The sequence below is a fragment of the Kribbella sp. NPDC056861 genome (assembly GCF_040687575.1).
GTDB lineage: Bacteria > Actinomycetota > Actinomycetes > Propionibacteriales > Kribbellaceae > Kribbella.
The window spans coordinates 85,340-98,827 of record NZ_JBFBNQ010000010.1 but is presented as its reverse complement, the minus strand read 5'-3'; the positions used below and the strand labels follow the sequence as shown (position 1 = coordinate 98,827).

Below are 13,488 nucleotides of genomic sequence, written 5' to 3'. Positions count from 1 at the left end.
CCCATGATCCCGCTCTCGTACGCCCAGCAGAGGCTCTGGTTCATCGACCGTCTCGAGGGGCCCTCCGCGACGTACAACCTGCCGGCCGCGCTGCGGCTGAAAGGGTCGCTGGACCTCGATGCGATGGTGGCTGCCATCCACGACGTGATCGGGCGGCACGAGAGTCTGCGGACCCTGATCGTCGAGGACGCCGAAGGCGACGCCTTCCAGCGGATCCTGCCGGCCGACGAGGTCCGGCTCGACGTACCGGTGATCGACGTGGGGCCGGAAGGGGTCGCGGGCATGGTCGCCTCGGTGGCCGGCTACAAGTTCGACCTGTCGGCCGATGTGCCGATCCGGGCGTCGGTGTTCCGGTGTGGTCCGGACGACTTCGTGCTGGCGCTGGTGATTCACCACATCGCCGGTGACGGTGGCTCGATGGCGCCGCTGGCTCGCGACCTGTCGAAGGCGTACCGGGCACGGGTAGCCGGCGCCGCACCGGAGTTCGCCGAGTTGCCGGTGCAGTACTCCGACTATTCGTTGTGGCAGCGGGAATTGGTCGGGGAGGAGTCCGACCCCCAGAGTGTGCTGACGACTCAGACCGGCTACTGGCGTGACGCGCTGGAGGGTGTGCCGCAGCCACTGGCCCTGCCGTCGGACCGGCCGCGGCCCGTCGTGGCGAGTTACCGCGGCGGAGTGGTGGACTTCGCTCTTCCGGATGGGTCGCTGGCCGGCGTCGAGTCGCTGGCCAAGTCTCGCGGCGTCACGGTGTCGATGGTCTTGCAGGCGGCCCTGTCGGTGTTGCTGAACCGCCTCGGCGGTGGTGACGACCTGACGATCGGTTCGCCGATCGCGGGCCGGACCGATGACGCGCTGAACGATCTGGTCGGGTTCTTCGTGAACACCTGGGTGCTGCGGGTGCGGCTGGGGCAGGACCTGCCGTTCGAGCAGTTGGTGGACGGCGTCCGGGAGCAGGCACTGGCGGCGTACGACAACCAGGATGTGCCGTTCGAGCGGTTGGTGGAGCTGCTGCGTCCCGAGCGGTCGACCGCGCATCACCCGTTGTTCCAGGTGATGTTCGCGTGGCAGAACAACGTGCGGCCCGATCTGGATCTGCCGGGCGTGGACGTCGTGGTCGAGCCGGTGTCGACGGGGACCGCGAAGTTCGATCTGTTCTTCAACCTGTCACCGGACGAGACCGGGCAGTCCGTGGTCGGCGGCATCGAATACGCGACTGATCTGTTCGATCGGTCGACCGTCGAGAAGATCGCTGCCCGGTTCGTCCGGGTGATCGAGCAGGTGGTGGCCGACCCTGCTGTCCGGGTCGGTGCGGTCGACGTGTTGAGCCCGGGAGAGCGCGACCAGCTCGTCACCGGCTGGAACGACACCGCGATGCCGGTCGAGCAGGTCCCGGTTCCGGTGCTGTTCGAGCAGCAGGTACGCCGTACGCCGGACGCGATCGCCGTGGTGTGCGGCGAGGACTCGGTCTCGTACGCCGACCTGAATCGCCGGGCGAACCAGTTGGCTCACTGGCTGATCAGCGAAGGCGTCGAGCCGGAGCTGCGGGTCGCCGTGTTGCTGCCGCGGTCGGTGGATCTGGTCGTGGCGTTGCTGGCGGTGATGAAGTCCGGCGGCTCCTATGTGCCGGTGGACCCGGACTATCCAGCCACCCGCGTGCAGTTCGTGGTGTCGGACTGCGAGCCGGTGCTGGTGCTCGACAGCGAGCGATTGGCGGGTGCCGATCTCTCGGCTTGTTCGGAGAACGACCCGCAGGTGCCGGTGGCCTGGGCGAATACGGCGTACGCGATCTACACCTCCGGCTCGACCGGTACGCCGAAGGGCGTGGTGATCGAGCACGGCGCGTTGATGAACTTCCTCGCCTCGATGCAGGACCGGTTCGGCCTCACGCCGGCAGATCGACTCCTGGCCGTCACGACGGTGTCGTTCGACATCGCCGGCCTGGAGCTCTTCCTGCCCTTGCTGGCCGGCGCGCAGGTGGTGCTCGCCGACAAGGAGCAGGTGGCCCAGCCGGCCGTCGTCTTCGACCTGATCGAGCGCCACGGCGTCACGATCATGCAGGCCACGCCGTCGTTGTGGCAGATGCTGGTCACCCATGACCCGGTACGGCTCGCCGGTCTGCGAGTGCTGACCGGTGGCGAGGCACTGCCCGCGGCTCTTGCCGAGACGGTCAGCAAGCACGCCGCGCAGGTGACCAACCTGTACGGGCCGACCGAGACGACTATCTGGTCGACCGCCTCGACCGTGTCGGTCGGCGCCGCGCCGACGATAGGCCACCCGATCGCGAACACCCAGGTGCTGATCCTGGACGACTCACTGCAACCGGTACCGCCCGGAGTTCCCGGAGACCTGTGGATCGCGGGTGCGGGTGTCGCTCGTGGCTACTACGGCCGTCCGGGGTTGACCGCGGACCGGTTCGTCGCCAATCCGTTCGGTGCGCCGGGTTCGCGGATGTACCGCGCGGGAGACAAGGCGCGGTGGACCGTCCAGGGCGAGCTGGAGTTCATCGGGCGTGCGGATCACCAGATCAAGATCCGTGGGTTCCGGGTGGAGCCGGGCGAGATCGAGCACGTACTGGTGGGGCATCCGGCGGTGCGTCAGGCCGTGGTGATCGCGCGGGAGGACCAGCCCGGCGATGTCCGGCTGGTCGGCTACGTGACGCCGGACGTCAGCGGCATCGGTACCGAGGAAGGTGCGACCGAGCAGGTCGAGGAGTGGCAACTGGTCTACGACCAGGCCTACATCGACTCCGCCGACCAGGAGTGGGGCGAGGACTTCGACCTGTGGAAGTCCAGTTACACCGGCGACTCCATCCCGCTCGAGGAGATGCGGTCCTGGCGGGATGCCGCGGTCTCGATGATCATGGCGCGGTCTCCGCAGCGAGTCCTCGAACTCGGTGTCGGGTCCGGCCTGCTGCTGGCGCACATCGCGGGTCAGGTCGAGCAGTACTGGGCGACCGACTTCTCGCCGTCCGTGGTCGAGCGTCTGCGGCGTCAGGTCGAACAGGCCGGACTCCAGGATCGGGTCGAGCTACGGTGCCAGCCTGCCGATGACCTGACCGGCCTGCCGCAGGGCACGTTCGACACGATCGTGCTGAACTCCGTCGCGCAGTACTTCCCGAACGAGGGTTACCTCGAAGAGGTGCTGGACAACGCCTGGCAGTTGCTGGCAGCCGATGGGCGGCTGATCCTCGGCGACATCCGGCGCAAGGCGTCGTTGTCTCTTCTCCAGACCGGCGTTCAGCGGGTGCAGCACCCGGAGTCGGCACCGGCGCTGAGGCGTGCCGCGGTCGAGCAGGCGATGCTGCTGGAGAAGGAACTTGTGATCGATCCGGAGTGGTTCGGCCAGTGGGCCGAGCGGGCCGGCGCCGGCATCGACATCCGGCTGAAGGACGGCACCGCCCACAACGAACTGACCCGTCATCGCTACGAGGTGGTGCTGCACAAGGCGCCCTCGGACCGGTTGACCTCGGTCGGCGAGTTTCCGACTGTTGCCTGGTCAGGCGAGCTTGGGCAGGCCGGAACGACACCGGTTCGGATCACTGGCATTCCCAACGCTCGGGTGACTGCGGAGGCGAAGGCGGCCCGTGAGCTGGGGCTGGAAGCTTCGAACTCGCCTCTGATGCCTGAGCTCGACCCGCAGGAGCTCAAGGCGTGGGCGGTGCAACGGGACCTCGACGCGATCGTCACCTGGTCGCCGCGCTCAGTCGATCTGTACGACGCGATCCTGGCGCCCGCCGGTCAGTTTGACGCTGTGACCGGCACGTATGTCGCCGCAACGGATGGTCGCCCTGTCGTGAACGATCCGGCGGCTGCCCGCGGTATCGGCTCACTCCTGGTCGCTCTGCGGGCGTACGTTCAGGAGAAGCTGCCGGAGTACATGGTGCCGTCCGCGGTCGTCGCCATCGGTGCTGTCCCGCTGACGCCGAACGGGAAGCTGGACAGGAAGGCATTGCCTGCCCCTGACTACCTGGCCACTATCGGAGGTCGCGCACCGAGTACACCGGAAGAGGAGTCTCTCTGCGCCTTGTTCGCCGAGGTGCTCGGCCTGGAACGGGTCGGCGTCGACGACGACTTCTTCGCGATCGGTGGGCACTCGCTGCTGGCCACCCGGTTGGTGAGCCGGGTGCGGACCGATCACGGGGTCGAGATCCCGATTCGTGCGGTGTTCCAGGCGCCGACAGTGGCCGAGCTGGCGCCGTACCTGACCGCCGAGGCGGAGCTCCGTCCGCAGCTCCGGGTGGCGGATCGGCCGGAGCGGGTGCCGCTGTCGTTCGCGCAGCAGCGGTTGTGGTTCATCCATCGTTTCGAGGGACCGTCGGCGACGTACATCATGCCGCTGGCCTTGCGGATGAGCGGCGAGCTGGACGCCGAGGCGCTTCGGCAGGCGCTCCAGGACGTCGTCGCGCGGCACGAGTCGCTGCGGACCGTCTTCGGTGAAGAGGACGGGCAGCCGTATCAGCAGATCCTCGATCCCGCGGCGGCCGCGGTGTCCTGGCACGAGGAGAACATCGGCGAGGCCGATCTGGTCCAGGCGCTCAGGGACGCCGCCGGTCAGCCGTTCGACCTGGGGACGGAGATCCCGCTCCGCGCCTGGCTGTTCCGGTTGGCGCCGGCCGAATCGGTGTTCATGATTCCGGTGCACCACATCGCGGCGGACGGGTGGTCGCTCGGCCCGCTGGCCGAGGATCTGGTGGCTGCCTACGCGGCCCGTTGTGAGGGTCGTTTGCCCGAATGGGAGCCGCTGCCGGTGCAGTACGCCGACTACACGCTCTGGCAGCGTGAGCTGCTCGGCGACCGCAATGATGCCGGCAGCCTGTACCGCCGTCAGCTGGACTACTGGACCGACCAGCTTGCTGAGTTGCCCGAGGCAATCGATCTGCCGACCGATCGGCCACGGCCCGCGGTCGCGTCGCATGCCGGTGAGCTGTCCTGGTTCGAGTTCGACGAAGCGCTCAGTGACGCCGTGCGGCAGTTCGCGCGGTCGACCGGCACGACGGTGTCGATGGTTCTGCAGGCAGGTTTGGCCGCCTTGTTGACCAGGCTCGGTGGCGGTACCGATGTCCCGATCGGTTCGCCGATCGCCGGGCGTACGGACGAAGCGCTGAAGGACCTGGTCGGATTCTTCGTCAATACCTGGGTACTACGCACCGACACCTCCGGCGATCCGAGCTTCGGGGAGCTGGTGGCGAGGGTCCGCGAGTCGAGCCTCGCGGCCTACGACCACCAGGATGTCCCGTTCGAGCATCTGGTCGAGATCCTCAACCCTGCCCGGTCGACCGCGCACCACCCGCTGTTCCAGGTGTCGATGGCGTTGCAGAACAACGCGCAGCCCGCGTTCGCCCTGCCGGGCCTGGTGGTCTCGCACGAGCCGGTTCTGCTCGGTACCTCTCGCTTCGACCTGTTCCTCAGCGTCACCGAGCGGTACGAGGCCAACGGGACCGGGCGTCTCACCGGGGTTGCGGAGTACGCCACCGATCTGTTCGACGCGGCGACGATCGAGGTCCTGATCGCCCGGTGGCGGCATCTGCTGACCCAGTTCGTCTCCGCCCCGGCGGCGCCCATCGGTGCTGCCGAGGTGGTCACCGACGGCGAGCGCTATGCGCTCTCGCACTGGTCGGGATGCGGACGGGAGGCTTTCGCGGCCGGCACGGTTCACGACCGGTTCTCCGCGCAGGCAGCCCGTACGCCGGACGCCGTCGCGCTGGTGTCCGGCGACGACACCTGGAGCTACGCCGAACTGGATCGCTGGTCGAACCGGATCGCGCACTGTCTGCGCGAGCGGGGTGCCCAGGCCGGTGGCCGGGTGGCCCTCACGCTCGAACGTTCGCCGTTGCTGGTAGCAACGATCCTCGGCGTGCTGAAGTGCGGAGCCGCGTTCGTGCCGGTCAATCCGGAGGATCCGGCGGAGCGGATCGAATTCGTGCTCGCCGACGTCGATGCGGCGGTGACGGTCAGTCCGTCGTTCAGCGACGAGTCGTTGGACGGCTATCCGGACACCCCGCTCGAGGAGCGGGCCGTGACGGAGGCCGGCGTGGCCTACGTGATGTACACGTCCGGGTCCACCGGTCAGCCGAAGGGCGTGGAGACAACCCATCGCAACGTCGTGGACCTGGCGCTCGACGACTGCTGGACAGGTGCGGCCCATCGACGGGTGCTCGTGCACTCGCCGCACACCTTCGACGCCTCCACCTACGAGCTGTGGGCGCCCTTGCTCTCCGGTGGTACTGCGGTAGTGGCACCTGCGGGCCGGTTGGGCACCGCCGACCTGGCGGCCCTGATCGCTGACCACGAGATCACCGGGCTGTGGCTGACGGCCGGTCTGTTCGCACTGGTCGCGGAGCAGCAGCCCGAGTGTTTCGCCACCGTGGCCGAGGTGTGGGCCGGTGGAGACGTGCTGTCGCCGGCCGCAGTACGGCGAGTGCTCGATACCTGTCCTAGCGTGGTGGTCGTGAACGGCTATGGTCCGACAGAGATCACCACGTTCGCCACGCGGTACCGGGTGGAGGACATCGAGAGCTGCACTGATCCGCTGCCGATCGGTGAGCCGATGCAGGGCAGCCGGCTCTACTTGCTCGACGAGAAGCTGAGCCTGGTGCCACCGGGTGTGGTCGGGGAGCTCTACGTTTCCGGTGACGGAGTGGCACGTGGCTATCTCGGCCGTCCGGCACTGACCGGCGAGCGCTTCGTGCCCGATCCGTTCGGGTCGCCCGGCGCGCGGATGTATCGGACCGGTGACCTCGCCCGGTGGAACTCGGCAGGCATGGTCGAGTACGCCGGCCGGGTGGACGACCAGGTCAAGCTGCGTGGCTTCCGGGTCGAGCCCGGCGAGGTCGAGGCGGTGTTGCGGGAGCAGGACGGCGTGGCGCAGGCCGTGGCGATCGTGCGCACCGACAGCTTGGGTGAGCGCCGGTTGATGGCGTACGTCGTACCGGACGGGACCGCGGGGTCTGACGGCGATGCTGTCGACCAGGTCGAGGAGTGGCGTGAGATCTACGACGTCATGTACGGCGAGACCGAGGTCGATCCCGGGGGAGTGGGCGACGACTTCACCGGCTGGAACAGGTCGTACTCGAACGATGCGATCCCGTTGGAGGAGATGCGGCTGTGGCGGGACGCGGTGATGGAGCGGATCTTGTCGCTGCAGCCGCAGCGGGTGCTGGAGATCGGTGTCGGATCAGGTCTGCTGCTCGGCCCATTGGTGCCGCGGGTGGCGGAGTACTGGGGCACCGACTTCTCGGCCCCGGTCATCGACAGGTTGCGCACGCAGGTCAGCGCCGATCCGCAGTTGCGCGACAAGGTGACTCTGCAGTGCCAGCCGGCGGACAACGGCGACGGTCTGCCGTCGGAGTTCTTCGACACCATCATCATCAACTCGGTCGTGCAGTACTTCCCCGACGCGGCCTACCTGACCCGGGTCCTGGACACGGCCATGGGGCTGCTCGCACCGGGCGGTCGCATTCTGGTCGGTGACGTGCGCAACTACCGAACGCTGCGGGCCTTCCGTACGGCGGTGCACCGCGCGCAGTACCCCGGCGACTCGCCCGCCGCGGTGCAGGCGGCGGTTGAGCGGGCGTTGCTCGGTGAGAAGGAGCTGGTGCTCGATCCGGGCTTCTTCACTGCCTGGGCCGCGAAGCAACCGGACGCCACGGCGGCGGACATCAGGCTGAAGCCGGGCAACTACCACAACGAGCTGACCCGGCACCGGTACGAGGTGGTGCTGCACAAGCAGCCGGCATCACCGCTGCGGCTCGACGTCCTGCCGATCGCGGTCTGGGGCACTGAGGTGCAGAACCTGTCGGACATCGAGCAGTCCCTCGCGCGCCACGGTGGCCGGTTGCGTCTGACCCGGGTGCCCAACCGGAGGCTGGTCAGTGAGGCGGCTGGGGAGGGCGCGGCCTACGACCCCAAGGGCTCGCTCGATCCTGCGGAGTTGGAGGAGTGGGCGGCCGAGCGGGATCTGGTCGTCTACACCACCTGGTCGGTCGAATCGGCGGACTGCTTCGAGGCGATTCTGCTCGCCGACCGTGGAGCGATCTGCTGTGACGGCGTGTACCGGACGACGCCGATCGGAACCTTGCTGGCCAATGCGCCGGTGGTTTCGCGTCAGGCCTCGAAGCTTCCTTCTCAGCTGCGGCAAGAACTGTCGACCCGGCTACCGGAGTACATGGTGCCGGCCGAGATCGTGGTGCTGGATCGGTTGCCGCTGACGGCGAACGGGAAGGTCGATCGGGTCGCGCTGCCGGAGCCGGACTCGGCGGCTGGTGAGTACCGGGCGCCGAGCGGTCCCCGAGAGGAGACCCTGGCGGGCCTGTTCGCGGAGGTGCTGGGCATCGACCGGGTCGGCGTGGACGACGACTTCTTCGCTCTTGGCGGGCACTCCCTGCGGGTGATTCGGCTGATCTGGCGGATCCGGGAGGAGCTGGAGGTCGAGGTGCCGATCCGGCTGGTCTTCCAGCACTCGACGGTGGCGGAGTTGGCGGCGCAGTTGGCCGGTGACGAGGAGGTCGGCTTCGAAGACCCCTTCGCGGTGGTGCTGCCGATCCGCACCGGTGGCGAGAAGGCACCTTTGTGGTGGCTGCATCCGGGTGGTGGGCTGTGCTGGCCGTATATGGGGTTCGCGCCGCATCTGGACAAGGCGCATCCGCTGTACGGAGTACAGGCGCGTGGGTTCGACGGGAAGTCGCCGCGGCCGGCGTCGATCGAGGAGATGGTCGCCGACTACCTGGCGCACGTCTTCGAGATTCAGCCGACTGGTCCGTACTACCTGCTCGGATGGTCGTTCGGCGGCACGATCGCCCATGCGATGGCCGCGGAGCTGCAGCGGCAGGGGCATGAGGTGGCGCTGCTCGCGCTGCTGGACTGCGTGCCGGCCAGCCACTTCGCTCGCTTCGACGCGCCGGACGAGGCGATGGTGCGTGAGTTCCTCGCGAACTACATGGGTCACCTGTCAGGGATGGAGGAGTATCCGTTCCTGGTGGAGACCGCTTCGTCGATCCTGGTGGACCACACGGTCCTCATGCAGCACTACGACTCACCCGTCTTCCACGGCGATCCGGTGTTCTTCAACGCTCTGCTCGATCCGGAGACGCGGGAGAAGCGGGAACTCGAGGTCGAGTTCGACGTCCTGTGGCAGGAGCACACCGACGGGCGGGTACGGCGGATCGACCTGGACTGCACACACCAGGAAATGTACTGGCCCGACAACGCGGCGGAGATCAGCCGCAACATCAACCGTTTGATCGCGAATCCCGAGCTAGGAGCTGACTCATGAGCACGAATCCTTTCGATGACGAGAACGGCGAGTTCTTCGTACTGGTGAACGCCGAGGGACAGCACTCGTTGTGGCCGACCTTCAGTGAGATCCCGGCCGGGTGGGAGACCAAGTCGGGCCCGGCGAACAGGGCCGAGTGCCTGGCGTACATCGAGGAGAACTGGACCGACATGAGGCCACGGAGCCTGCAGCAGGCGATGGCCGCCGACGGGAGCTGACGGTCAGGAATTGGCTACCGTCCGTCCGATCCGATAGAAGTGGTGCATGGCGATCGATCTGGAAGACCATCGCTCTCTCGTTGAGTGGGCCGCGGCCTGCGCTGAGCATGTATTGGAGAACTTCGAACGCGCGGCTCCGGACGATGACCGGCCTCGGAAGGCCATCGAGGCCGGTCGGGCGTGGGTGCGCGGTGAACTGAAAATGACGGATGCACGGAAGGCCGCGTTCGCCGCGCACGCCGCAGCCAGGGACGTGACCGACGCAGCTGCGCAGGCCGCAGCGCGTGCGGCCGGCCACGCTGCTGCAACGGCTCACGTCCACACTCATGCGCCGCATGCGGCGAACTATGCGGCCAAGTCCGTGGGTAAGGCCGTCTTGGTGGCCGAAGGCACGAAAGCGTCGGACCGGGCGTCGTTCCATGAGCGGCAATGGCAACGCGAGCAGTTGACCGAGAAGCTGGTCGCGATCGCTTACCCTGCCTGATCTGCGGCCTTCACGCGTGCTTGCAGGCCGTCGAGAATGCTGTCGAGACCGAACTCGAAGGCTTCGGCTTGCATCGTGTCGACGTCGGTTCCGGAGGGCCACTGCATCCGGCCCTCCGGAACAGTGTCGTTGGCGGCACTGTTCTGGGTGAGCTCCGCGATCTCGCGGGCCCAGTCCTCCATCGACTTACCCGTCTCCCTGATGGTCGTCCGCACCGAGACTTCTGAACTGGCGGAGCCGATCACGTAGGACATGACGGACCCCATGGCGTAGTCGACCTCGCGGTCGATGAACCCAGCCGCGGTGAAGAGGACGATCGCGCGCGAGCCGACCGACATCGCGTTCGGGCCGAGTCGAGGCCGGCTGTAGATGACCTCCGGTAGCCAGACATGCCGCAGTACGGTCGCTCGCAGGCTGTGGGCGAAGAGCGTCACGCCCCTTCGCCAGCCGGCCAGCTCGGGTCCCGGCACGTCGATCTCGCCGTAGATCTCGTCGATCACCAGATCAATCAGGTCGTCCTTGGTCTGGACATGCCAGTACAGACTCGTCGCGCCGGAATCGAGCCTGGCGGCGAGCTTTCGCATGCTCAGACCAGCCAGGCCCTCCGAGTCGAGCAGCGCCGTCGCGCCCCGCACGATCTGCTCTCGGCTGAGTGCCTCGCGGGCCGGCTCTGACTTCTTCTCCCGGGTCCAGATCGAGTCCATGGAGGCCATTCTAGCCCCGGTCGCACGACGTCCGAGATTGTCGTACAGTGTGCGAGTAACTAGTACGATGTGTGACAGACCAAGTGCAGAGGAGTAGTCATGGCGGTGTCGGCTCAAGAAGCCGCCCAACGCGACGCCCAGCGGGTCGAGACCGAGTTCGTCATCGAGACCACGGATCTGCGGATGCGCTATGGCTCGAAGGACGTGCTGCGCGGGGTCGACCTCCAGGTGCGGCGTGGTGAGGTGCTGGCCCTGCTCGGGCCGAACGGTGCGGGCAAGACCTCGACGATCGAGATCCTGGAAGGCTTCCGCCTGCGCTCTGCGGGCGAGGTGAAGGTCCTGGGCGTTGACCCGGCGAGTGGCGACGAGCACTGGCGCGCCCGGATCGGGATCGTGCTGCAGTCGTGGCGCGACCACGGGACGTGGCAGGTGCGGGAGTTGCTGAATCACCTCGGCCGGTACTACGTGCCTTTCGCCACCTCGGATCGAGGTGAGCCTTATGGCGCCGATGAGTTGATGGAGCTGGTCGGTCTGACGAAACAGGCCACCAGCAAGATCGGCAGTCTGTCCGGCGGTCAGCGACGGCGGCTCGATGTCGCGGTCGGCATCGTCGGCAAGCCGGAGCTGCTCTTTCTGGACGAGCCGACAGTGGGTTTCGACCCGCAGGCCCGGCAGGAGTTCCACGAGCTGGTTCAGCAACTGTCCAGCGCCGGAGAGACTTCGATTCTGCTGACCACACATGATCTGGCGGAGGCCGAGAAGCTGTCGGACCGGATCGTGATTCTGGCGGGCGGAAAGATCATGGCCGACGGTACTGCGGCCGAGTTGGCCGGCCAGGTGGCCGGCAAGGCGGAGATCAAGTACAGCCGGGACGGCCAGTTCCACGTCGATTCGGCAGCAGATGCGACGACCTACGTTCGCGAGTTGTTCGCGCAGTACGGCGAGGCGATCGGCGATCTCGAAGTACACAAAGCAAGCCTGGAGGACGTGTACATGACGCTGGTGCGGGAGTTCGAGTCCGGGCAGTGGACGGATACCTCGACCCTGCCGGAGGTGACCCGATGAGGCCGACGATGGTCGCGGTTCGTGCTGGGTTCGCTCGTGGATGGATCGAGTTCAGCAAGAAGCTCAAGAGCCCGTGGGAACTGTCCGGTGAGGTCTGGCCCTGGATTGTTGCTGTCGGCATCATGTATGCGCTGCGGGACAAGACCGTGCCGGGCACGACCTTCTCCATCGGTCTCCAGGCCGTCCCTGGCATCTTGGGCATGACGATCATCTACACCGGCCTGATGGGCCTGGCGCTCGCGTTGACGACCGATCGCGACGACGGCACGCTGCTGCGGATGAAGGCTGTGCCCAACGGCACGATCGGCTACTTCATCAGCAAGGTCGCCAGCCGTGCGGCGATCACCGTGGCGTCGCTGCTCATCGTGCTGATCCCGTCCGTGCTGCTGTTCAGCGGTCTTCAGGTGGACACTGTCGGGGGCTGGATGAAGTTCATCGGCATCATCGCTTTGGGGCTGCTCGCCACCCTTCCGATCGGTGCGGTCATCGGAGCGGTGTTCAACAGCGCGCAGAGCCTCGGTCTGGTGATGCTGCCGATCATGGGCCTGGTGGCGATCTCCGGCATCTTCTATCCCATCACGGCATTCCCCGAATGGGTGCAGTGGATCGGCCAGATCTTCCCGGTCTACTGGCTCGGCCTGGGAATGCGCGCCGCGCTGCTTCCGGGGGAGATGGCGGTCGCCGAGATCGGTGACTCGTGGCGTCACACCGAGACCATCGGTGTGCTGGGCGTGTGGGCCGTGATCGGCTTCGTCTACGCGCCGGTCGTACTGCGGAGGATGGCTCGCCGCGGTTCAGGCTCGACTGTGAAGGAATCCGCGCCGGAGAAGGTGCCGGCGTCGGTCTGAGCTGCCTGACAGAAACATGATGGAGTTGGAGCAGGCTCGGATCTGCGGCGATAGCGTGCGGGAAGTCGATGACTCGGAGGAATCATGGCTTCCCGCCTCGCTTCTGCTGTAATCCGTCGCCGTTTTGCGCCGGCCGCACTTCTTCTACTCCTCGCCGTTGCCTTCCAATCCCAGCAGGCGATGCCTGCCGCCGCAGCCAACATCACGGCCAGCGATCTGCTGGCCGGCTTGACGGTTCAGGCGGAGGTCACCACTGGGTACGACCGGGCGTTGTTCCCCCATTGGGTCGATGCCGACTCGGATACCTGCGATACGCGGGAAGAGATCCTGATTGCCGAGTCGACCACGACGGCGACGACCGGGACGGGCTGCAAGGTCCTGACGGGCACGTGGTTCTCGTGGTACGACGGCGCCACCTGGACGAACCCGAGCGACATCGACATCGACCATGTCGTGGCGCTGAAGGAGGCCTGGGACTCGGGCGCGAACGCCTGGACCACCGCCAAGCGTCAGCGCTACGCGAACGACCTCGACTACTCGTGGTCTCTCGAAGGTGTGACCGACAACGTGAACCAGTCCAAGAGCGACAAGGATCCGGCCCAGTGGCTGCCGCCGCTGGCTTCGGTCAAGTGCACCTATGCGATCCACTGGACCGCAGTGAAGTACCGCTGGAACCTCAAGATCGACACCACTGAGAAAGCAGCCTTGGCCTCGATCCTGACCGGTTCCTGCGGCAGCACCTCGATCCCGACTCCGCCGATCGGTTCGTGACCGGCTGATCGAGTGACAGCAAGCAGTCGCGGCAGGTAGCCGCCGCGACCTGTGGCCGTCGGTAGGGAGCTGGGGGCTTCCGTCCGACGGCCGTTGTCTTGTCTCCGGTGTGACTGCGGTGGCCTACC

At 66.9% G+C, this 13,488-nt stretch carries 7 protein-coding genes; 6 read left to right on the top strand and 1 reads right to left on the bottom strand.

Annotation, left to right across the window (positions count from 1 at the left end; genetic code table 11):
- Window positions 1–3 precede the first annotated feature (3 nt).
- The 3 genes from AB0P21_RS39490 to AB0P21_RS39480 are packed head-to-tail and all read left to right on the top strand — an operon-like array spanning window position 4 to window position 9,972.
- Complete coding sequence (locus AB0P21_RS39490; protein ID WP_363704331.1) at window positions 4–9,270, top strand: amino acid adenylation domain-containing protein; 9,267 nt, start codon at window positions 4–6, stop codon at window positions 9,268–9,270.
- Complete coding sequence (locus AB0P21_RS39485; protein ID WP_363704329.1) at window positions 9,267–9,488, top strand: MbtH family protein; 222 nt, start codon at window positions 9,267–9,269, stop codon at window positions 9,486–9,488. Before AB0P21_RS39490 ends, AB0P21_RS39485 begins: the two co-directional genes overlap by 4 nt.
- 46 nt (window positions 9,489–9,534) lie before the next feature.
- Entirely contained in the window at window positions 9,535–9,972 is a 438-nt protein-coding gene (locus tag AB0P21_RS39480; RefSeq protein WP_363704327.1) for a putative immunity protein, read from the top strand.
- Here AB0P21_RS39480 and AB0P21_RS39475 read toward each other — a convergent pair.
- The gene (locus AB0P21_RS39475; protein WP_363704325.1) at window positions 9,960–10,676 is read right to left on the bottom strand and encodes a TetR/AcrR family transcriptional regulator; all 717 of its coding nucleotides are present in this window, start codon (window positions 10,674–10,676) and stop codon (window positions 9,960–9,962) included. The two genes, AB0P21_RS39480 and AB0P21_RS39475, sit on opposite strands and share 13 nt — an antisense overlap.
- Window positions 10,677–10,775: 99 nt before the next feature.
- On the opposite strand from AB0P21_RS39475, the gene AB0P21_RS39470 reads away from it, so the two are divergent.
- The 3 genes from AB0P21_RS39470 to AB0P21_RS39460 all read left to right on the top strand — a co-directional run bounded on the left by AB0P21_RS39470 (window position 10,776) and on the right by AB0P21_RS39460 (window position 13,360).
- Window positions 10,776–11,741: an ABC transporter ATP-binding protein gene (locus AB0P21_RS39470; RefSeq protein WP_363704323.1), complete on the top strand. Its 966-nt coding sequence runs from the start codon at window positions 10,776–10,778 to the stop codon at window positions 11,739–11,741.
- The gene (locus AB0P21_RS39465; protein WP_363704321.1) at window positions 11,738–12,589 is read left to right on the top strand and encodes an ABC transporter permease; all 852 of its coding nucleotides are present in this window, start codon (window positions 11,738–11,740) and stop codon (window positions 12,587–12,589) included. The genes AB0P21_RS39470 and AB0P21_RS39465 overlap by 4 nt, the downstream gene beginning before the upstream one ends.
- 84 nt (window positions 12,590–12,673) lie before the next feature.
- Window positions 12,674–13,360, top strand: coding sequence for an HNH endonuclease family protein (locus tag AB0P21_RS39460; RefSeq protein WP_363704319.1), 687 nt, complete (start codon window positions 12,674–12,676; stop codon window positions 13,358–13,360).
- The last annotated feature ends 128 nt before the right edge of the window (window positions 13,361–13,488 follow it).

Excerpts from the sequence above, each read along its gene's own strand:
- AB0P21_RS39490 (WP_363704331.1), top strand. The coding sequence starts at position 4 with ATGATCCCGCTCTCGTACGCCCAGCAGAGGCTCTGGTTCATCGACCGT.
- AB0P21_RS39485 (WP_363704329.1), top strand. The coding sequence starts at position 9,267 with ATGAGCACGAATCCTTTCGATGACGAGAACGGCGAGTTCTTCGTACTG.
- AB0P21_RS39480 (WP_363704327.1), top strand. The coding sequence starts at position 9,535 with ATGGCGATCGATCTGGAAGACCATCGCTCTCTCGTTGAGTGGGCCGCG.
- AB0P21_RS39475 (WP_363704325.1), bottom strand. The coding sequence starts at position 10,676 with ATGGACTCGATCTGGACCCGGGAGAAGAAGTCAGAGCCGGCCCGCGAG.
- AB0P21_RS39470 (WP_363704323.1), top strand. The coding sequence starts at position 10,776 with ATGGCGGTGTCGGCTCAAGAAGCCGCCCAACGCGACGCCCAGCGGGTC.
- AB0P21_RS39465 (WP_363704321.1), top strand. The coding sequence starts at position 11,738 with ATGAGGCCGACGATGGTCGCGGTTCGTGCTGGGTTCGCTCGTGGATGG.
- AB0P21_RS39460 (WP_363704319.1), top strand. The coding sequence starts at position 12,674 with ATGGCTTCCCGCCTCGCTTCTGCTGTAATCCGTCGCCGTTTTGCGCCG.